General features: G+C 71.5%; 18 protein-coding genes. 9 read left to right on the top strand and 9 right to left on the bottom strand.

The features are described from left to right. The first annotated feature begins 369 nt into the window (after positions 1-369). Positions 370-759: a hypothetical protein gene (locus KGD84_RS06335; protein WP_220565195.1), complete on the top strand. Its 390-nt coding sequence runs from the start codon at positions 370-372 to the stop codon at positions 757-759. A gap of 96 nt (positions 760-855) precedes the next feature. Here the strand turns inward: KGD84_RS06335 and KGD84_RS06330 are convergent, their stop codons facing one another. Continuing rightward, a complete protein-coding gene (locus KGD84_RS06330; RefSeq protein ID WP_220565193.1) occupies positions 856-2,769 on the bottom strand; it encodes a midas domain-containing protein in 1,914 nt (637 codons plus the stop codon). Between the two features lie 44 nt (positions 2,770-2,813). Next, positions 2,814-3,323 carry a gluconokinase gene (locus KGD84_RS06325; protein WP_220565191.1) on the bottom strand — a complete coding sequence of 170 codons (510 nt, stop codon included), beginning with the start codon at positions 3,321-3,323 and terminating at the stop codon, positions 2,814-2,816. Positions 3,324-3,431: 108 nt separating this feature from the next. On the opposite strand from KGD84_RS06325, the gene KGD84_RS06320 reads away from it, so the two are divergent. Then, positions 3,432-4,160 (top strand): FadR/GntR family transcriptional regulator, encoded by a 729-nt coding sequence (locus KGD84_RS06320; RefSeq protein WP_220565189.1) that lies wholly within the window; start codon positions 3,432-3,434, stop codon positions 4,158-4,160. Positions 4,161-4,177: 17 nt separating this feature from the next. Here KGD84_RS06320 and KGD84_RS06315 read toward each other — a convergent pair whose 3' ends face one another. Further along, entirely contained in the window at positions 4,178-5,554 is a 1,377-nt protein-coding gene (locus tag KGD84_RS06315; protein ID WP_220565187.1) for a GntP family permease, read from the bottom strand. 594 nt (positions 5,555-6,148) lie between these two features. Here KGD84_RS06315 and KGD84_RS06310 point away from each other — a divergent pair. From KGD84_RS06310 to KGD84_RS06285, 6 genes are all read left to right on the top strand, one after another. Continuing rightward, the gene (locus tag KGD84_RS06310; RefSeq protein WP_220565185.1) at positions 6,149-6,781 is read left to right on the top strand and encodes a DJ-1/PfpI family protein; all 633 of its coding nucleotides are present in this window, start codon (positions 6,149-6,151) and stop codon (positions 6,779-6,781) included. Between the two features lie 2 nt (positions 6,782-6,783). Further along, positions 6,784-7,242 (top strand): MarR family winged helix-turn-helix transcriptional regulator, encoded by a 459-nt coding sequence (locus KGD84_RS06305; RefSeq protein ID WP_220565183.1) that lies wholly within the window; start codon positions 6,784-6,786, stop codon positions 7,240-7,242. Between the two features lie 59 nt (positions 7,243-7,301). Beyond that, entirely contained in the window at positions 7,302-8,309 is a 1,008-nt protein-coding gene (locus KGD84_RS06300; RefSeq protein ID WP_220565181.1) for a threonine aldolase family protein, read from the top strand. Between the two features lie 181 nt (positions 8,310-8,490). Then, positions 8,491-9,276, top strand: a complete 786-nt coding sequence (locus KGD84_RS06295) for an IclR family transcriptional regulator (protein ID WP_220565179.1) — start codon at positions 8,491-8,493, stop codon at positions 9,274-9,276. Between the two features lie 865 nt (positions 9,277-10,141). Further along, entirely contained in the window at positions 10,142-11,638 is a 1,497-nt protein-coding gene (glpK, locus tag KGD84_RS06290; RefSeq protein ID WP_220565177.1) for a glycerol kinase GlpK, read from the top strand. Between the two features lie 202 nt (positions 11,639-11,840). Continuing rightward, positions 11,841-12,593: an MIP/aquaporin family protein gene (locus tag KGD84_RS06285; protein ID WP_220565176.1), complete on the top strand. Its 753-nt coding sequence runs from the start codon at positions 11,841-11,843 to the stop codon at positions 12,591-12,593. Positions 12,594-12,659: 66 nt separating this feature from the next. Here KGD84_RS06285 and KGD84_RS06280 read toward each other — a convergent pair whose 3' ends face one another. Beyond that, on the bottom strand, positions 12,660-13,196 hold the full coding sequence (locus KGD84_RS06280; RefSeq protein WP_220565175.1) for a hypothetical protein: 537 nt from the start codon (positions 13,194-13,196) through the stop codon (positions 12,660-12,662). Between the two features lie 280 nt (positions 13,197-13,476). On the opposite strand from KGD84_RS06280, the gene KGD84_RS06275 reads away from it, so the two are divergent. Beyond that, positions 13,477-15,246, top strand: coding sequence for a glycerol-3-phosphate dehydrogenase/oxidase (locus KGD84_RS06275; protein WP_255647081.1), 1,770 nt, complete (start codon positions 13,477-13,479; stop codon positions 15,244-15,246). A gap of 178 nt (positions 15,247-15,424) precedes the next feature. Here KGD84_RS06275 and KGD84_RS06270 read toward each other — a convergent pair whose 3' ends face one another. From KGD84_RS06270 to KGD84_RS06250, 5 genes are all read right to left on the bottom strand, one after another. Continuing rightward, the gene (locus KGD84_RS06270) at positions 15,425-15,628 is read right to left on the bottom strand and encodes a cold-shock protein (protein ID WP_220565173.1); all 204 of its coding nucleotides are present in this window, start codon (positions 15,626-15,628) and stop codon (positions 15,425-15,427) included. A gap of 297 nt (positions 15,629-15,925) precedes the next feature. After that, complete coding sequence (locus KGD84_RS06265) at positions 15,926-16,834, bottom strand: ATP-binding cassette domain-containing protein (RefSeq protein ID WP_220565172.1); 909 nt, start codon at positions 16,832-16,834, stop codon at positions 15,926-15,928. A gap of 4 nt (positions 16,835-16,838) precedes the next feature. Then, complete coding sequence (locus KGD84_RS06260; RefSeq protein ID WP_220565171.1) at positions 16,839-17,789, bottom strand: ABC transporter ATP-binding protein; 951 nt, start codon at positions 17,787-17,789, stop codon at positions 16,839-16,841. Further along, positions 17,790-18,701, bottom strand: a complete 912-nt coding sequence (locus KGD84_RS06255; RefSeq protein ID WP_220565169.1) for an ABC transporter permease — start codon at positions 18,699-18,701, stop codon at positions 17,790-17,792. After that, complete coding sequence (locus KGD84_RS06250) at positions 18,698-19,693, bottom strand: ABC transporter permease (RefSeq protein ID WP_220565167.1); 996 nt, start codon at positions 19,691-19,693, stop codon at positions 18,698-18,700. The genes KGD84_RS06255 and KGD84_RS06250 overlap by 4 nt, the downstream gene beginning before the upstream one ends. Positions 19,694-19,812: the final 119 nt, after the last annotated feature.

The following is a 19,812-nucleotide window of genomic DNA, read 5'->3' as shown; positions in this document are numbered from 1 at the left end:
TGGGGGGTGGGCGCCTGTGCCCGGGGGTTGATTGAGAGGACCCTAGACCGGGCCCGTACCAGCGGGGAAGGTAGACGTCCGGGTATTAATACAACCGTTTCAGATCTGTGGCGTGATCCATAGGTGTGTTTTGTTGACCGCCTTGTTCAGGCGGGACCGAAACTCCGATACCGGCGTTACGGGAGTGACCTGAGAGAAGTGCGGATGATCCCGGGGTAACACGGGATTCATCTTTTTCGGGGTCTGGGAAACAATGATGGAACATGGTATTGGATCATGGGGCGAATGACTGTTTTGTCTGCCTTTTGTCTATATCGGGACTTGGGTCGTGAGCTCGGGCAGGGTGCGTGCGGGCCTATCATCTTCCGGGTGACCACTCCCCTTGACGACGCGGCACTGACCGCGTTCCTCGAAGGCCAGGACAGCGCCTGGCTGGCCGAACAGCTCATGCTCGCCGCGGACGACGACCCCATCACGCGGATCCGGCTGACCGCCGCCGCGGGCTCGGAGAGCGCCGTGGACGACGCCCGGGCGGTCCTCCTCGCCGCCGTCGTACAGCACCTCCCCGCGGAGGAGCCCGATGACGACGACCCGCTGCACCGCGCCATCGACCTGCTCGACGACCTCGGCGACTACGGCTTCGAGGACGAGAGCGCCGACATCGCCGACGAGGCCCGCGAGGCCTACGTGGAACGCCACGGCGACGACGACAGCGACCACCTCGCCCGCCTGCACGCCCTCGCCGACGACGAGGACTGAGCCCGCGGGGGGCTTCTGACCCGACCGCCCCTGCGGAACGGGCGCACGAGAACGGGGGACCGGCCACGCCGGTCCCCCGTTTCGGTCGGTCTCGGTCTACTTCTTCTTGTCGGAGCCGCCCTCGGCCGGCTCGGCGTCCTTCCCGCCGTCGCCCTCCGGGGATACGTCCGCCCCCTCGGACCCGGCAGACGCGGTGGCCTCGGCGTCGTCGGTGGACGCGGCAGCCTCAGCGGGCGCAGGGGCAACCGCCGACTCGGACGCATCGGCGTCCGCGGTCCCGGCAGCAGCGTCCTCGGACGTGTCGACGTCCGCGTTCGGCTCGACCCCATCCGAGACCTCAGGGGAAGCGGCCTCAGGCTCAGAGGTAACAGCGTCCTCGGCAGCCTCAGCGGGCGCAGGGGCACCCGCCGACTCGGACGCATCGGCATCCGCGGACGTCTCCTCGTCCACGGCAGCGGGGGTGACCGCCGCCTCGACGGCAGTGCCCTCGGGGGCCTCGGTCGCCTCGGCCGTGTCGATGTCCACGTTCGGCTCGGCCCCATCCACGGCCTCAGGGGAAGCGGTCTCGGACTCAGAGGTAGCAGCGTCCTCAGAAGCCACGGCGGCCTCAGCAGACGCGGTGGCCTCGGTGTCGTCGGTGGTCACGGCAGCCTCAGCAGCCTCAGAGGCACCGGCCGTCTCAGTCGCATCGGCGTCCGCGGTTCCGGCGGCAGCGCCCTCAGGGGCCTCGGCGGACGCAGGTGCCTCGACATCGTCCGTGGTCTCGGAGACCTCGGCGGTCCCGGCATCGTCCGCGGTCCCGGACGCATCAGCGGCCCCGGACGTCACAGCAGCCTCAAGCTCATCCTCGGCACCGTCCGCCTCGACGGGCTCAGAGGCACCGGCCGACTCGGACTCGTCGGCGTCCGCGGACGTCACCTCGTCCGCGGGGGCGGGGGTGTCCACGGGCCCGGAAACACCGGCCTCGGAGACCTCGGCGGACTCAGGAGCACCAGCCGGCTCAGGCGCGTCGGCGCCCACCGCCGACTCGGACTCGTCCACGAACGCCACAGCGGCGGAGATCAGGGCGACGGCGTCCTCGGGGGTCATGGCGACCTCGGTGCCGCCCTCGGCAGGCTCAGGGGTACCGGTCGGCTCAGGCGTGTCGGTGTCCGCCGCGGCCACGGCCACAGCGGTCTCAGGAGCCTCGTCGGCATCGGCGTCCACGGCGGACTCGGTCACACCGGCGCTCGCCACCGCCTCGGACTCCTCGACAGGCACAGAAGCGGCTTCGGAAACCTCGGCGGGCTCGACGGCCTCAGGAGCACCGACCGGCTCGGACGTGTCGGTGTCCACCGCGGCCTCGGCGGGCTCAGGGGCGACAGCGGGCTCGGGCTCGTCGACGCTCACCGCCGGCTCGGGCCCGTCCACGGGCACGGAGGCGCCCGCGGCCACGGACGCCATGGCGGCGGCGACCGGGACGGCGGCGCCCTCGGGGGTCGCGGCGGACTCGGGGGTGCCGGCGGAGGAGGAACGGGGTCCGGCGACCGCGGCGGCGATGGCCTCGACCTCCTCGGCGCTCGCGGTGTTGCGGGCGCGCCGCGGGGAGCACCAGCGGCGGACCTCGGTGGTCCACAGGGCGATGTTGATGACGATGGCCACCACCGCCGCGAGGAGGGCCCCGAGCAGCAGCGGCGTCACCGCGAGCTTCGAGGCGATGTGCAGCGCGAACAGCGGGACACCCAGCGCGAACAGGGCGACCGCCTGGGAGGTGCGCCACAGGGCGTGGTCCCCGCGGCGGACCGGCACCGCCAGGCCCGCCGACGCGACTCCCGCCAGGACCGTGAGGACCAGCAGGATCCACAGGTCGCCCACCACCTCCTGGGGGATGTCGGCCGAGAAAAGCGACCAGGTCAGGTAGCCCAGCAGGCCGTACACGGGGGCGGCGACGAACATCAGGACACACGTCTGCCGCACGTCCAGCGGGGGCCGCACAGGGGAGGCTGCGGGGGACGAAACGGAATCTTGCATGACGAAAGGGTCCCGCTTCCCCCAATTCAACGCAAGACGGCAGGTCAGGAGGGCTGCAGCACCGTTTCCACGTACGCCAGCGCCTCCCGGACCAGCACGTCGGGGTCCGACCGGACGTCGAACTCGCGCCCTGCCTCGTCCGGCTCCAGGGACTCCAGGGTCTCCAGCTGGGAGCGCAGCAGCGCGGGCGGCATGAAGTGGTCCGTCCGGGCGGCGATCCGCTCCCAGATGACCTCCTCCGGCCCGCTCATGTGCAGGAAGTGCACCCCCGGCGCCCCCTCGCGCAGCAGGTCGCGGTAGGACCTCTTGAGCGCGGAGCAGGCCATCACGGTCGACTCGCCCAGCGCGTCGTGGGCGGCGATCCACCCGGCGAGCTCGCGCAGCCAGGGCCAGCGGTCCTCGTCGGTGAGGGGGGTCCCGGCCGCCATCTTGTCGATGTTGGCGCGGGGGTGGAAGGCGTCCGCCTCCGCGAAGGGGAGCCCGAGTTCGCGGGCCACGCGCTCGGCGACGGTGGTCTTGCCGCTGCCCGACACGCCCATGAAGACGAAGTGCATGGTTTCTCCTCGTGGGGACCTGCACGACCGCAAGTTCCACCATCAATAGTGATATCAATCAATCCGGCTAGGCTTCAGCCTGACCCCCCGGTCGAAACAGGGAGAACGATGGGCACAGATCACCGCACGCTGCACAACCGGGTGCTGGCGGTCCTCGGGCCCGCCATCGCCGCGGGCGAGTACGCCACCGGCCACACGTTCACCCTCCAGGGGCTGGAGGTGGACTTCGGCGTGTCGCGGACCGTGGCACGCGAGGCGGTGCGGGTGCTGGAGTCGATGCGGCTGGTGGTCAGCAGGCCCCGTACCGGCATCCGGGTGCGCCCGATGCCGGACTGGAACATCTTCGACCCGCAGCTGATCCGCTGGCGGCTGGCCGGTTCCGGCCGCATGGAGCAGCTGCGCTCCCTCAACGAGCTGCGCTCCGCGGTCGAACCCGGGGCCGCCGCCCTGGCCGCCCAGCGCGGCGACGCCCAGGCCCGCGCCCACCTGGTGGTGGTCGCCGACGAGATGGTCCGCACCGGCCGCGCCGGCGACCTGGACACCTTCCTCGAGCTGGACATCGCCTTCCACCGGCAGATCCTGGAGCTGTCGGGCAACGAGATGCTGGTGGGCCTGTCGCAGGTGGTGTCGGAGGTCCTCGTGGGACGCACCTCCTACGACCTGATGCCCCGCCACCCGCGCCCCGAGGCGCTGCGGCTGCACAAGGCGGTCGCCCAGGCCATCCGCGACGGCCTGCCCGACGTGGCCGAGGCCGCCATGCGCGCCATCGTCACCGAGGTCGTCGAGGCCCTGGAGGACGACCCGACCCGGAACGACGAGGACGACCTCCCCGTCTGAGCCGGGCCGCCCCGGGGTCACAGCACCAGGCTCAGCCCGAAGGCCAGGCCGAACCCGATGAAGCCGATGAGGGTCTCCATCACGGTCCAGGTCTTGAGCGTGGTCTTGACGTCCATTCCCAGGAACCGGCCGACCAGCCAGAACCCGGAGTCGTTGACGTGCGACAGGGCGGTGGCGCCGGAGGCGATGGCGATGACGATCAGCGCCAGGTCGATCGACGACAGCCCGTCCGCCGCCTGCACGGCGGGGGCGATGAGCCCGGCGGCCGTGGTGATGGCGACGGTGGCCGAGCCCTGGGCGACGCGCAGCGCGAGCGCGATCACGAACGCGGCCACGATGACCGGCAGCCCGATCGCGTCCAGGCTCTCGGCGAGCGCGCCGCCGATGCCGCTGGTGCGCAGGACCATGCCGAACATGCCGCCCGCGCCGGTGATGAGGATGATGCCGCAGACGGGGCCCAGGGAGTCGCCGACCAGCGTCTCCATGCCCTGGCGGGTGAACCGGCCCCGGCTGAGCACGAGCATGGCGACCAGCACGGTGATGAGCAGCGCGACGGGGGTCTGGCCGACGAGCTGGCAGACCTGCACCCACAGCGCGTCCGCGGGGACGGCCTCGGTGGAGACGAGGGTGGTGACGCCGGTGTTGGCGAAGATCAGCAGCATCGGCAGGAGCAGCAGGCCGACGACGGTGGCCAGGTGCGGCGGGTTCTCGTGCTTGACGCTGCCGTCGGACATGATGTCGTCGGGCACCGGGATCACGACGCGCTTGCCGATCCACAGGCCGAACAGGTAGCTGGACAGGTACCAGGTGGGGATGGCCAGCAGGAGGCCGATCAGCAGCACCAGGCCCATGTCCGCGCCGACCTCGACGGCGGCGGTGACCGGTCCGGGGTGCGGGGGCACGAAGGCGTGCATGACCGCGAAGGCGCCCGCGGTGGGCAGCGTGTAGGTCAGGACCGAGCCGCCGACCCGGCGGGCGACGCTGAAGACGATCGGCAGCATGACGACGAGGCCGACGTCGAAGAACAGCGGGAAGCCGAAGAGCAGGGACGCGACGCCCAGTGCCAGGGGCGCCCGCTTCTCGCCGAAGACCCTGATGAGGGCCCCGGCCAGGACGGCGGCGCCACCGGTGACCTCCAGCATGCGGCCGAGCATGACGCCGAGGCCGACCAGCAGGGCGACGTTGGCGAGGGTTCCGCCGAATCCGCCCAGGAGGGTCGGCATGATCTCGGCGACCGGGATCCCCGCGGCGACCGCGGTCAGCAGGCTGACCAGGACGAGCGCGATGAAGGCGTGCAGTCGCAGGCGGATGATCAGGAAGAGCAGCAGGGCGATGGCCCCGGCCGCGATCCCGAGGAGGGGACCCGTCCCGTAGACGGGCGTGAAGTTCTCCACAGCGGAGCCTTCCGGTGAGCGGACGTCGGAGGTGCGGGGTCGCCGGACATCGCGACCTCGGCCTGTCCTCGAGGCAGGCGGACGAAATGGTAGTACCATTTGTGAGCTTCTGTGAACACCCACGTGGGCTTCTGTGACCCGAGCGAGATGCGGGTCACCCGCACCCCCGATGACACGGGCGTTCCCGACTGAGAGTGAGCCCCGTCACACTCCACCCCGCGGACGCGCCCCCGGGCCCCGGTCGCGCATTCCACCCCCTTTCCCGCGAACCACCGAAATCCGGACCCCCGACCCTCGTCGACGGAACGCCTTCGAAGTGCGCCCGAACATAACGACGAACCCCGCGCCACACCCCGAACGACCTGCGAAGACGCCAGGGTCTCCCATTTGGGAGAGGGGCCTATCCGAATTTCCTCACCGCCCGGAAAAGCACAAGGCCCGGAAGATGGTTCACCATGCTCTTCAGGCGCAGGGCGCCCCGCGGAACACTCCGCCCGGAAACCGGCAATGGACACCCGATCGAATGCACGTGAACTCTGATTCCCACACCCCCACTCTCTTGACAGCATGCTGTCAGGATGACAGGATGTTGTCATGAACACCGAGAGCAGGAAGACCGTCCACCTCGCCGTCTACGAGGGGCTCGCAGACTGGGAGATCGGCCACGCCGTCTCCACCATCCGCAGCGGCGAGTGGCAGCGCACCCCGGGCCGCTACGACGTCGTCACCGTCGGGCTCAGCGGCGCCCCGGTGACCACCATGGGCGGTGTCACCGTCCTGCCCGACCTCACGCTCACCCAGCTCAAGCCGTCCAGCAGCGCGATGCTGATCCTGCCGGGCGCGGCCTCCTGGGACGTCGACCCGGAGTCGATGACCTCCCTCGCCTCGGCCGCCGGGATCTTCCTCGACGCCGGGGTCCCGGTGGCGGCGATCTGCGGGGCCACCGCCGGCCTGGCCCGCGAGGGCCTGCTCGACTACCGCGACCACACCAGCTCCGCGCCCGAGTACCTGCTGGCCACCGGCTACACCGGCGCGGCCAGGTACCGCAACGCCCTGGCCGTCACCGACGACGGGCTGATCACCGCGGGCTCCACCGCGCCGATCGAGTTCGCCCGCGAGATCTTCGCCCAGCTGGACCTGTTCACGCCCCGGACGCTGGACGCCTGGTACCGGCTGCACGCCCAGCACGACGCCGGCGCCTACTTCGCTCTGATGGAGGGGGCCTGACCATGGCGCGGCCCGACCTCCGCAGCGCCGAACTGCTCAGCGGGACCGCCCTCACCGTCTTCCGCCTCAACGGCCAGTTCCTGTCGGTGGCCGAGGAACTGGCCAGGCCGGCGGGACTGACCGCCGCGCGCTGGCAGGTACTCGGCTCGGTCACCGACGCGCCCAAGGCGGTGTCGGCCATCGCCCGCGAACTCGGCAGCGCCCGGCAGAGCGTGCAGCGCATCGCGGACGTACTGGTGGAGCAGGGACTCGCCGAGTACCGGCCCAACCCCGCGCACAGCCGCGCCAAGCTCCTGGCCCCCACCGGGGAGGGCGTCGCCGCGCTGCGCCGGATCGACCCGGCGCACGGCCGGCTGGCCGAGGCGCTGGTCGCCGAACTCGGCGAGGAGGGCGCCGCGGACGCGCTGGCCTCCCTGCGCCTGCTGTCGGAGGCGCTGGAGAGGATCGGCACGCGGGGCTGAACCCGCCGGGCAGTATCGTCGGTCGCACACCCCACCGCCGCGTTCTCGAGGAAGCGACCATGATCGACCTGCGCTCGGACACCGTCACCCGCCCCACCTCCGCCATGCGCCGGGCCATGGCCGAGGCGGAGGTGGGCGACGACGTCTTCGGCGAGGACCCCACCGTGCGCGCCCTGGAGGAGGAGACGGCCGCCCTGCTCGGCAAGGAGGCCGCCCTCTACGTCACCTCCGGGCACATGGCCAACCAGCTGGGCCTGTACGTGTCCGTCCGCAGCGGCGACGAGGTGTGGGCGCACGAGCACCACCACCTCATCGGGGACGAGCAGGGGGCGACCGCAGTACTGGCCCGGGCGCTGCCCCGGCTGTACTCCGACGGCACGGTCCCCTCCGACGAGCTGCTGGAGTCGTGGATCGCCGGGCGCGGCGACGTCCACCGCGCCGAGCCCGCGCTGGTGTGGCTGGAGAACACCTTCACCGGCCGGGTGGTCCCGCTGGCCGAGCAGCGCCGGGTGACCGGGTTCGCCCACCGCCACGGGCTGCGGACCCACCTGGACGGGGCCCGGCTGTGGAACGCCGCCGCGGCGCTGGAGGTCTCCCCGGCCGAGGTGGCCGAGGGGTTCGACTCGGTGTCGGTGTGCTTCTCCAAGGGGCTGGGCGCGCCGGTGGGCTCGGCCCTGGCCGGGGACGCCGCCACCATCGCCCGGGCCCGGCGGGCCCGCAAGCTGCTGGGGGCGGGGATGCGCCAGGCCGGCATCATCGCGGCGGGCGCCCTGTACGCCCTGCGCCACCACCGGGAGCGGATGGTCCAGGACCACGCGCGGGCGGCGCTGCTGGCGGAGCGGATCGCCCAACTGCCCGGACTCGGGGCGCGGGCGCAGACCAACATGGTGCTGGTGGAGACCCCGCGGGGGCGGGCCGCCGCCTACCGGGAGGCGTTCGCCCGCCACGGCGTGCGGGCCCTGGACATCGGCGCGGAGACGATCCGCCTGGTGGTCCACCTGGAGATCACCGACCGTGACGTCGACGAGGCCGCCACGGCGATCGCCAAGGCCGCCGCCGAGCTGTGAACAGCCGCCCGCGCCCGCGTCCGTGCACGTCGGGCGCGGGCTCCCAAGGCCCGGCGACTACACTGTTGCGACCCTGCGGGCCGTTCCGCGCGATCCGATGTCACTCGTCCCATGGCGGGCGTCACATCGCGTAGTAGCATGCGCGTATGACATTGTCGTACTAGAGAGTGGTAGCACCCCCATGCCGGGAAGAATCCAGTCCATCGAACGCGCGGCCGCGATCCTGCGCCTCCTGGCCGGTGGTGCCCGCGGGCTGAGCCTGGCGGAGATCTCCCGCTCTCTCGAACTGCCCAAGGGCACGGTCCTGGGCATCCTGCGCACCCTCCAGCACGTGGGCTTCGTCGAGCAGGACCCCGAGTCCGGCCGCTACCGGCTGGGCGGGGGCATGCTCAGCCTGGGCACCCGCTACCTCGACGGCAACGAGCTGCGCACCCGCGCCCTGAACTGGGCCGACACCCTGGCCTCCCGGAGCGGTGAGAGCGTGCGCATCGGCACCCCGCACCAGGGGCAGGTGCTCGTGGTGCACCACGTGTTCCGCCCGGACTCCTCCCGGCAGACCCTGGACGTCGGCACCCTGCTGCCGCTGCACGCCACCGCGCTGGGCAAGGTCCTCATGGCCTTCGACCCGCTGGTCACGCCGCTGGAGGACACCGCGGTGGAGGAGGGGCCGGTGTTCCTGCCCGCCTACACGCGCTTCACGATCGTCTCCCCCGGCGAGCTGGAGAAGCAGCTGGCGGAGGTCCGCGACAACGGGTGGGCCTGGGAGGCCGAGGAACTGGTGGACGGCGAGGTGTCCATCGCCGCGCCCATCCGCGACCGGCGGGGCACCACGGTCGGGGCGATCGGGGTGCGCGGCGCCGTCGAACGCCTGCGCGGGCCCGACAACAAGCTGGACATGGAGCAGGTGTCCTACGTCCGCGACGCCGCCCGCGCGATCTCCCGCGAACTGGGCGCCACCCCCTACTGAGACTTCCCTGCCGACGCGCCCCTATCGGCACCATCCCACCCGAGCACTCCGCCGACGCGTCCCGGTCGGCACGCTTCTGCCGAAGCGTCCATGTCGATGCGTCCGGCCTGAGCACCCCGTCGGCGCGTCCCGCGCAGGCCCCACGTACCGACACCCCACCGACACGCCTGTCCGCGCCCCTGCCCGCACACTCCGCCGACGCCGCCGCGCACCTGTGTCCCGCCGATGCGCTCACCGAAGCGTCGTGCAGTGATCTCCGCGCGCCTGGGCCCTGCCGCGCCGACCGCGTGCTCGGCGGTCCACACCCCAGGCCGACCGCTCCCCGCGGCCGTGCCTCTGGCGGCACACCCCACCCACGCATCCTGCCTACACTCCGCCGACGCGCCCCTATCGGCACGTGCCACCTGAGCACTCCACCGACGCGCCCCGGTCACACGGCCCCTGCCGACGCGTCCATGTCGGTACGTCCGGCCTGAACACTCCGCCGGCGCGTCCCGTGGAGGCCGGCGCGTGCCGGTGTCCTGTCGGTGCGCTCCGCCGGCGCGTCGTGCGGCGATCCCCGCGTAGCGGTGCGGTGGCGGCTCTCGGGGCCGGCGTTCCCGGGCCGTTGCGGGGCCGGGGGCGTTCCCCTGCGGCGAACGGCGGGCGCGGCGACTTCGCGCAGCCCCGAGGTGTTGTCACGGTGTTCGCGAGGGTACGTGACCCACGCGACACGATTGCGTCACGCCGTCTTGACACAGGTGGGAAAAGCGGATGAAACTAACGCCTACTCATACGTCAATGTCGTACAACGTGCGGGTATAGCCCGTTGTTCGCGCGTGTCCGTCCCCGTTCCCGAGCCCTCCACTGAAGGCGAGAGCATCCGATGAGTCAGCAGTACGTCGCCGCGATCGACCAGGGCACCACATCGAGTCGCTGCATCCTCTTCGACCGGGACGGCCGCATCGTCTCGGTCGACCAGCGCGAGCACCGGCAGATCTTCCCCAAGCCCGGCTGGGTCGAGCACGACGCCCAGGAGATCTGGACCAACGTCGAGGTCGTCGTCCAGAACGCCCTGGAGAAGAGCGACATCACCCCCGACCAGGTCGCCGCCATCGGCATCACCAACCAGCGCGAGACCACCGTCGTCTGGGACAAGGAGACCGGCGAGCCGGTCCACAACGCCATCGTCTGGCAGGACACCCGCACCGACGCCCTGGTCCGCGAACTCGGCGCCGACGAGGGCCAGGACCGCTTCCGCGCCGCCTGCGGCCTGCCTCTGGCCACCTACTTCTCCGGCCCCAAGCTGCGCTGGCTGCTGGACAACGTCGACGGCCTGCGCGAGCGCGCCGAACGCGGCGAGGTCCTCTTCGGCACCATGGACACCTGGATCATCTGGAAGCTGACCGGCCGCCACGTCACCGACGTGACCAACGCCAGCCGCACCATGCTGATGAACCTGGCCACCCTGGAGTGGGACTCCGAGATCCTCGACGCCATGGGCATCCCGGCGGCCGTGCTGCCGGAGATCCGCTCGTCCTCGGAGGTCTACGGCCAGGCCCGCGGGTACCTGGAGGGCGTGCCGGTCGCCTCTTCCCTGGGCGACCAGCACGCCGCCCTGTTCGGCCAGACCTGCTTCGACCCGGGCGACGTCAAGGGCACCTACGGCACCGGCACCTTCCTGGTGATGAACACCGGCACCGAGCCCGTCACCTCCGAGAACGGCCTGCTCACCACCCTGGGCTACAAGCTGGGCGACGCCCCGGCCGTGTACGCGCTGGAGGGCTCGATCGCGGTCACCGGCTCGCTCGTCCAGTGGCTGCGCGACAACCTCGGCCTGATCTCCACCGCCCCGGAGATCGAGACGCTGGCCCGCACCGTGGAGGACAACGGCGGCTGCTACTTCGTCCCCGCCTTCTCCGGGCTGTTCGCCCCGCACTGGCGCGGCGACGCCCGCGGCGTCATCGCCGGCCTGACCGGCTACGTCAACAAGGGCCACATCGCCCGCGCCGTCCTGGAGGCGACCGCCTGGCAGACCCGCGAGGTCGTCGACGCGATGAACGCCGACTCCAAGATCGAGCTGACCACCCTGAAGGTGGACGGCGGCATGACCGCGGACAACCTGCTCATGCAGATCCTGTCCGACGTCCTGGACGCCGAGGTGGTGCGCCCGATGGTCGCCGAGACCACGTGCCTGGGCGCCGCGTACGCGGCGGGCCTGGCCGTGGGCTACTGGCCCGACGTGGAGACCCTGCGCGCCAACTGGCACAAGGCGGCCGAGTGGACGCCCGAGATGGAGCCCGCCGTGCGCGAGCGGGAGTACCACAACTGGAACAAGGCGGTGAAGCGCACCCTCGGCTGGGTCGAGCACGACGAGAAGTGACCGGACGGGACCCACCCGTCCCCTCGACGACCGCGCCCCGGGGCCCGGCCCGCGACCCCCGCGGCCCCCGGGCGCGGACCGGGCCTCCCCGGCGGGCGGCCCCACCCACCCCATCCCTGTGACGGGTGTGTCCGACCATGCCCGCGTCCGCGGGCGGACACCGCCCCCGTGACCCGGCTGCCCCATACGGGCGGAGGCCATCATGTCTGTTTACCTCGCCGAGTTCCTCGGCACGGCGATCCTCATCCTCCTCGGCGGCGGCGTCGTCGCCGGCGTCACCCTCACCAAGTCCAAGGCCTTCAACGGCGGCTGGATCGTGATCACGTTCGGCTGGGGCATGGCGGTGGCCATGGCCGTCTACACGGTCGGCACGGTCAGCGGCGCGCACCTCAACCCGGCGGTGACGCTGGGTCTGGCCAGCATCGGCGACTTCGACTGGGCGCTGGTGCCGGGCTACATGGCGGCCCAGCTGGTCGGCGCGTTCACCGGTGCGGTGCTGGTGTACCTGGCCTACCTCCCACACTGGAAGGAGACCGGGGACCCGGCGACCAAGCTGGGCGTGTTCAGCACGGCGCCCGCGGTGCGCAACCCGGTCGCCAACATCATCACCGAGGTCATCGGCACCGCGATGCTGGTCCTGGGCGTGCTCGGCATCGGCGCCAACTCCGGACACGTGACGCAGGGCGACGTCGACCTGTCGGGGCTGTTCTCCACCGGTATCGCGCCGCTGCTCGTCGGCCTGCTGGTGCTGGCCATCGGCCTGTCCCTGGGCGGCCCGACCGGGTACGCCATCAACCCGGCCCGCGACCTGGGCCCGCGGCTGGCGCACGCGGTGCTGCCCATCCCGGGCAAGGGCTCCTCGGACTGGTCCTACGCCTGGATCCCGGTGGTGGCCCCGCTCATCGGCGGCGTGCTCGGCGCCTGGGTGTGGAGGCTGACCGGCTTCGGCGGGTGAGCGGCCCCGCCACGGGGAGCGCGGGAGGGCGGCGGACCGTGTCCGCCGCCCTCCCGCCGTCCCGGGTCACCCGTCCGGCGACACCGACATGGAGGGGGCGCCCGCCTCCAGCTCGCACACCCGCACCGGCGCGCTCAGCTCCCCGTGCACGCCCGGGTCGCCGTGGAACTCCTGGTAGACGGTGATCCCGGTGGCGGTGAGCACCTCTCCGCAGTCCCCCGGGTCGAAGTTCCCCGGCTCGGCCTGGGCCATGGTCAGCAGGGCGCGCCCGTCGCCCGGCACCACCCACGGGTCCCGGATCTCCTCGCTGTAGCGGGCCCACTCCCCCACCCGGTCCCCGCCGGGGACGTCGGTCCAGTGGACGCCGAACCGGTCGCTCATCAGGCAGGGGTCCCCGCCCCCGGTGCGGTCCAGCCCGAACTCGACGTACATCGTCCCGGCGGCCGCGCCCCGGTCGATCTCGGTCACCCGGAAGTCGTCGCTGCGGCAGGGGCGGGGGTCCTCCCCCTCGCCCGCGTGGGCGGCCCCGCCGGCGAGCGCCGCCGCGGCCGCCAGTGCCACCGCCCCCGCCGCGGCCGTGATCCGTGCGCGTCCTGCGTGCATCGTGCTCCCCCGTTCCTTTCGGTCTCACCAATGAGACGCCGGTCACATGCCAGGCGTTGACGCCGGCCCGTGTCCGCGGTCGGCCACGGCCACGCCCGCCGCCGACCCACGGAACCGCGTTCGACAATGACGCATCACAAGAACCCCACGCCACACACCGGACACCGACCGTCACACCAACGCACTCCGGGTCCGGGAAGCACACCGAAAGCATGACAAGAACGCCGCAGGGAGCCCCTCCCCCTCCACCAGCGTGCGGCATTGTCGTATGATCTTTGCGATGTCCGCACGGAACGCGGAGTCCGTTCCGGCGGCCGCACAGCCATCCCTCTCCGAGGAGTACCCGGCCATGACGACCACGCCCGACCCGGCCGACCGGCGCCCCGACGCCTCCGTGCCCGCCGCCCGAGACACCGAAGCCCCCGCCGCGGAGCCCGCCGGCACCCCGGACGCCCTGTCCCCGGTGTCCGCCGCCGTCGCGTTCCCGGGCCGCGGCGCGGACCGCGCGCGCACCCGCGCCGAGCTCTCCCGCGGCACCTTCGACCTCCTCGTCGTCGGCGGGGGCATCCTGGGCACCTCCGTCGCCTGGAACGCCGCCCAGTCCGGCCTGCGGGTCGCCATGGTGGACGCGGGCGACTTCGCCGGCGCCACCTCCAGCGCCTCCTCCAAGCTCGTCCACGGCGGCCTGCGCTACCTCCAGACCGGGAACCTCCGGCTGGTCGCCGAGAACCACCGCGAACGCCGTTCCCTGGCCACCACCGTCGCCCCGCACCTGGTCAACCCGCTGCCGTTCCTGGTGCCGGTCTACGAGGGCGGCCCGCACGGCGCGGCCAAGATGGGCGCGGGCGTGTTCCTGTACTCGGCGCTGTCGGCGTTCGGCGACGGCATGGGGCGGCTGCTGTCCCCGGCCCAGGCCGCCCGGCTGGCCCCGGGCCTGCGCACCGAGGGCCTGAAGTCGGTCGCCGCCTACGGCGACCACCAGATGAACGACAGCCGCATGGCGATCATGACCGTGCGGGCCGCGGTCGAGGCGGGGGCCGTCGTCCTCAACCACGCGGAGGTCGTGGACCTGCGCCGCACCGGGACCCGTGTCACCGGTGCCGAGCTGCGCGACCGCGCCGACGGCACGGAGTTCGGTGTCGACGCCCGCCTGGTCCTCAACGCCACCGGCCCGTGGGTGGACCGCCTGCGCCGGATGGAGGACCCCGCGGCGGCGCCGAGCGTGCGCCTGTCCAAGGGGGCCCACCTGGTGCTGCGCACCCCGGAGCCGTGGCGTGCGGCGCTGACCATCCCGGTGGACCGCCACCGGGTGTCGTTCGCCATCCCGTGGGAGGGGCGCCTGCTGCTGGGCACCACCGACGAGGAGTACACCGGGGACCCCGCCGAGGTGTCCGTGGTGCCCGCCGACGTGGAGCAGATCCTGGGCGAGGCCGAGCTGGGCATCGACGCGCCCTACCTGGACGCCTCCCACGTGGACTACGCCTTCGCCGGGCTGCGGGTGCTGCCGGGCGGCGACGGGGACACCAGCGCGGCCAAGCGCGAGACGGTGGTCACCCAGGGCCGCGGCGGCATGCTGTCGGTGGCCGGGGGCAAGTGGACGACCTACCGGCACATCGGCCGGGCCGTCCTGAAGGAACTGCGCAAGGTGCGCGCGGTGCCGCTGGCCGAGGAGATGGCCGACCCGCTGCGGACCGTCCCGCTGCCCGGGCTGGCCAGCCCGGACGCGGTGGCGCAGCGGATCCTGATCGACCGCGAGCCGGGCGCCCGGATGGAGCCGCCGGTGGCCCGCCACCTGGCCTCCCACTACGGCAGCCTGGCCCTGGACATCGCCGCGCTCATCCGCGAGGACCCGGCGCTGGGCGAGCGCATCCACCCCGACGGCCCGGACGTGTGGGCCCAGGTGGTGTTCGCCCGCGACCGCGAGTGGGCGGTGACCGTCGACGACGTGCTGCGCCGCCGCACCACGGTGACCGTGCGCGGCCTGGAGACGCCCGGGGTCCGGGCCCGCGTCCAGCGGCTTCTCGGCGCGCCCGTGCCCGCCGTGCGCTGATCCGCCGGGGCGCCCGGCCGGCGCCCCGGGACGCGCGAAGGCCCCGGAGGGTCGAACCCTCCGGGGCCTTCGCGTGTCCCGGGTCCGGGCCCGGGGAAGACGAAGGACGGCCCCGCCGGGAGGTCGAGGACCTCCGGACGGGGCCGTCCCGAGTCGTGGTGATCTAGCTCACGAGGAGTTAGATGGCGACGACGTTCTCGGCCTGCGGGCCGCGGTTGCCCGTGACGATGTCGAACTCCACGCGCTGGTTCTCCTCCAGGTTACGGAAGCCCGTGCCCTGGATGGCGCTGTAGTGAACGAAGGCGTCGGGGCCACCGTCGTCGGGGGAGATGAAGCCGAAGCCCTTCTCGCCGTTGAACCACTTCACAGTTCCCTGAGCCATGTTGTCTCCTTCAGCTCGGTGTACATCGGGCGCAACCTCGCGCCCGAGTAATTGCCGCGAGCCGACTCCCCAGGGAAACCGCCCGCCGGTCACAAACTCCGCGGGCAAGACACCAACTGCGAAATTCAACGACTAACAATCACCTCGAACGTACCACAGGCACCCCGGATCGCGAGGGTTTTCGGTGTGGCAACACGCACGAACAGCAGGGGAATATCCGGGGTCCTGACAGCGACGGGCGCGGCACCCCCTACCAGTGCGGGGATGCCGCGCCACGGCGCGGTCGGCGGCCCGTTCTCAGCCCTGATCGATCCCGACGAAATGCCCTTCCTCCGCCTCCAGCAGCGGCGCGGACGCGTCGTCCGGGGCGACCGGGAGTTCGACGTCCTCCGGCGGATTCGCCTTCAGCTCGGCGTCCACCTCGGCCCAGGTGCGGTGCAGCTGGGGCACGCAGGAGAGCAGGTGGCGGCTGTAGGGGTGCAGCGGGTTCTCGAACACGCGGGCGGTGGGCCCCATCTCGGCGATCGCGCCCTTGCGCAGGATCACCGACCGGTCGCTGACGTAGTTGCCCAGCGACAGGTCGTGGGTGACGAACAGGATCGCCATCCCCCGCTCCTTCAGGTCGGCGAGCAGGTTGAGCACGTCGATCCGGGTGGAGGCGTCCAGCATGCTGATCACCTCGTCGGCGACCAGCAGGTCCACGTCCAGCAGCAGGGCCCGCGCGATGAGCAGGCGCTGCAGCTGACCGCCGCTGAGCTGGTGCGGGTACTTGCCCAGGACGTTCTCCGGGTCCAGGCGGACCGTGCCGACCGCCTTGAGCACCCGCTCCCGCCAGTCGGCGTCCGAGGTCCCGGGGAAGTACGAGCTCCGGATCATCTCGAACACCCGGTCGGCCTTGAAGATCGGGTTGAAGGAGCTGAACGGGTCCTGGAAGACCCCCTGCACCCGCCGGTAGTAGGCCTTGCGGGCGGCGTGCCCGCGGATGGTCGTGATGTCGGTGCCGTCGAAGGAGATCGTCCCGGCGGAGGGCTTGAACAGCCCCAGCACCATCTTGCCGATGGTGCTCTTGCCGCTGCCGCTCTCCCCGATGAGGGAGACCACCTCTCCGGACCCGACCTTCAGGCTGACGTCGCGGACGGCGCGCAGCCGCCCTCCGCCGAACGCCCCGACCCGGTACACCTTGTGCACGTGGCTGAGTTCCAGCACGTCCTCACCCCGTCTTCCAGCAGGCGGCCAAGTGGCCGGGTTCGATCTCGACCAGCGGGGGCCGCTCGTTGCACTTCTCGAACGCCAGCGGGCAGCGGTCCTTGAACCGGCACCCGGTGGGCGGGTTCAGCAGCCCGGGCGGGGTGCCGGGGATGCCCTCCAGCCGGCCCTGCTCGGTGGTGGTGCCAACCTCGGGCAGGGCCGAGATGAGCATCTGCGTGTACGGGTGCCGCGGCGCGTTGACGATGGTCGACGCCGAGGCCTTCTCCACGACGTGGCCCGCGTACATCACCATGATCGTGTCGGCCATCTGGTACACGAGCGAGATGTCGTGGGTCACGAACACCATGCTCTTGATGTACTCGCGGTCCCGGAACTCCACCAGGGACTCGGCGACGGCGCGCTGGGTGGACACGTCCAGGGCCGAGGTGACCTCGTCCGCGATCAGCAGCGACGGGTTGAGCAGCGTGGACATCACCATGACGACGCGCTGCTTCATGCCGCCGGACAGCTCGATCGGGAACCGGTCCAGGACGTCGGTGTCGAGTCCGACCAGTTCGAGGCGGCGTCCGAGCTCGACGGCGATATCCGCCGGGCGCACCCCCCGCGCCCGCAGGAGGTCGTTGATCATCCGCCCGATCTTGCGGGTGGGGTTGAGCGCGCTCATCGCGTACTGCGGGATGAGCGAGATCTCGTGGTACCGCAGGGGCACCATCGCCCTGTCGTCGGCGATGGGCACGTCCTTGCCGTCCAGTTCGACGGTCCCGCCGATGTGGCGCATGCGCGAGTCGAGGCGGATCAGGCTCTTGCCCAGCGTGGTCTTGCCGCACCCGGACTCGCCGGCCAGACCCATGATCTCGCCGTCGGCCAGATCGAAGGTCACGCCGTCCAGGGCGTGGACGTCCCCGCGCAGGGTCTGGTAGTAGACCTTGAGGTCGTTGACGCGCAGAGTCATCTACAGCTCCCGCAGCTTGGGGTTGAACACCTCGTCCAGCCCGACATTCAGGATGTACAGGGAGCCCACGATCATCGTGATCCCGAGGCCCGGCGGGATGAACCACCACCACATGCCCAGGTAGAGGGAGCTCCACTTCATCGCGCTCTCCAGCATGAGGCCGAGCGAGACGCCGTTGGTCGGGCCCAGGCCGATGAAGTCCAGGCCCGCGGCGATGAGGATCGCCCCGCCGAACAGCAGGATGAAGGACATCACCAGGTAGGAGCTCATGTTGGGGGCGATCTCGGTGGTGATGATCCGCCAGGTGCGGCGACCGCTGAGCCGGGCCAGGTCGACGTAGTCGCGGGTGGACAGCGACAGCGCCTGGGAGCGGACCGCGCGGGCCGCCCACGGCCAGGAGGTCAGGCCGATGAACACGCCCTGGATGAAGACGCCGCGCACCTCCAGGTAGGCCGTGATGACGATGAGGACGACCAGGGCGGGCAGCACCAGCACGACGTTGGTGAGCATGTTGAGGATCTCGTCGACGATCCCGCCCTTGTAACCGGCGACGAACCCGACCGCCGTGCCGATGACGAAGGCCACGCCGCCGCCGAAGGCGCCGATGAGGAAGGTCGAGCGCAGGCCGTACACGAACTGGGCCCAGACGTCCTGGCCGAAGCTGGTCGTGCCGAACCAGTACTCGCCGTTCGGCGGCTGGCTCTTGGGGCCTATGTACTCGTTGGGGTCGTGGTCGATGAAGAACGGCCCGAAGATGCCCAGCAGCAGCAGGCTCAGGACGATGCCCAGGCCGATGAGCAGCTTGGGGTTGCGCACGGCGAAGTGCAGGACCTCGGAGGTCTTGCGCTCTGGGGTGGGCTGGGGGTCGCCCGCGGGATCCGCGGCGCCCGGGGCTCCGGCGATCTCGCTCACGCCGCGCCTCCCGTCATCTGGACCCGGGTGCGCGGGTCGACCAGCACGTAGACGATGTCGATGATGAAGTTGGCGATCAGCACGCCGACGACCACGAACAGGAAGGTGCCCTGGAGCACGAAGAAGTCGCGGTTGTTCAGCGCCTGGAGGATCAGGGTGCCCAGGCCGGGGTAGTTGAACACGATCTCGGTGAGCAGGGCGCCGGACAGGACCGTGCCCAGCTGGACGGCCAGGCCGGTGATCTGCGGCAGCATCGCGTTGCGGAACGCGTAGCGGCGGATCAGGCGGGTGGGGGCGCCCAGGGCCTGGAGGTAGTTGGAGTAGTCCGCCTCCAGCTCGTAGATGATCATGTTGCGCATGCCGATCGCCCAGCCGCCCAGGGCCACGATGAACATGGACAGGAACGGCAGGAACCAGTGGGAGATCAGGCTGGAGATGAACAGCCAGCTGAACTCCGGGCGCAGCGACGGGGCGTAGCCGCCGGCGGTGGGCAGGACTCCCGCGACGATGCCCAGGCTCCAGGCGAGCAGCAGGGCCAGCCACATGTAGGGCATGGCGGTGAGGATGTACCCCACGGGCAGGATCGTGTTGTCGAGCAGCTTCTTGCGGGCGGCGAAGGCGCCGATCCGGTTGCCGACGATCCAGCTCAGCAGGATGGCGGGCAGGAGCAGTCCCAGGGTGTAGGGCACCGACCTCATGATGATGTCCAGGACGGGCTGGGGGAACAGCATCACGCTGACGCCCAGGTCGCCCCGGAGCAGGCCGGCCCAGAAGGCGAGGTACTGCTCGTGCAGGGGGGTGTCGAGGCCGAAGACCCCCGTGTAGTAATCGTTCATGCGCTGCAGGGCCTCGGGGTTGCCGACCGAGGCGCGGGAGAGCATGCTCCGGACGGGGTCGCCCGGCATGAAGCGCGGGATCATCCAGTTGATGGTGACCGCGATGACGAACGTAAGCAGGTAGACGAAGAGCTTACGGCCGATGTAGCGCCACACACGTTCCTCCAGGTGATGGTGGCGGACGGACGAGGAGCCCCGGGCGGGGCGGGAGGCGGAGGGGGACCCGGGCGAGGGGGTCCCCGCGGGGTTCCGCCGTCCCGCCCGCTCCGGGGCGG

It is taken from the genome of Nocardiopsis changdeensis (genome assembly GCF_018316655.1).
Taxonomy (GTDB): Bacteria; Actinomycetota; Actinomycetes; order Streptosporangiales; family Streptosporangiaceae; genus Nocardiopsis; species Nocardiopsis changdeensis.
The sequence above is the reverse complement of the archived record's forward strand: the minus strand, read 5'-3'. Positions and strand labels throughout refer to the sequence as shown.

What these genes read in the sequence shown, in the direction of transcription:
- KGD84_RS06330 (WP_220565193.1), bottom strand. Translation starts at nt 2,769, where the DNA reads ATGCAAGATTCCGTTTCGTCCCCCGCAGCCTCCCCTGTGCGGCCCCCG.
- KGD84_RS06325 (WP_220565191.1), bottom strand. Translation starts at nt 3,323, where the DNA reads ATGCACTTCGTCTTCATGGGCGTGTCGGGCAGCGGCAAGACCACCGTC.
- KGD84_RS06320 (WP_220565189.1), top strand. Translation starts at nt 3,432, where the DNA reads ATGGGCACAGATCACCGCACGCTGCACAACCGGGTGCTGGCGGTCCTC.
- KGD84_RS06310 (WP_220565185.1), top strand. Translation starts at nt 6,149, where the DNA reads ATGAACACCGAGAGCAGGAAGACCGTCCACCTCGCCGTCTACGAGGGG.
- KGD84_RS06305 (WP_220565183.1), top strand. Translation starts at nt 6,784, where the DNA reads ATGGCGCGGCCCGACCTCCGCAGCGCCGAACTGCTCAGCGGGACCGCC.
- KGD84_RS06300 (WP_220565181.1), top strand. Translation starts at nt 7,302, where the DNA reads ATGATCGACCTGCGCTCGGACACCGTCACCCGCCCCACCTCCGCCATG.
- KGD84_RS06295 (WP_220565179.1), top strand. Translation starts at nt 8,491, where the DNA reads ATGCCGGGAAGAATCCAGTCCATCGAACGCGCGGCCGCGATCCTGCGC.
- glpK (WP_220565177.1), top strand. Translation starts at nt 10,142, where the DNA reads ATGAGTCAGCAGTACGTCGCCGCGATCGACCAGGGCACCACATCGAGT.
- KGD84_RS06285 (WP_220565176.1), top strand. Translation starts at nt 11,841, where the DNA reads ATGTCTGTTTACCTCGCCGAGTTCCTCGGCACGGCGATCCTCATCCTC.
- KGD84_RS06280 (WP_220565175.1), bottom strand. Translation starts at nt 13,196, where the DNA reads ATGCACGCAGGACGCGCACGGATCACGGCCGCGGCGGGGGCGGTGGCA.
- KGD84_RS06275 (WP_255647081.1), top strand. Translation starts at nt 13,477, where the DNA reads ATGTCCGCACGGAACGCGGAGTCCGTTCCGGCGGCCGCACAGCCATCC.
- KGD84_RS06270 (WP_220565173.1), bottom strand. Translation starts at nt 15,628, where the DNA reads ATGGCTCAGGGAACTGTGAAGTGGTTCAACGGCGAGAAGGGCTTCGGC.
- KGD84_RS06260 (WP_220565171.1), bottom strand. Translation starts at nt 17,789, where the DNA reads ATGACTCTGCGCGTCAACGACCTCAAGGTCTACTACCAGACCCTGCGC.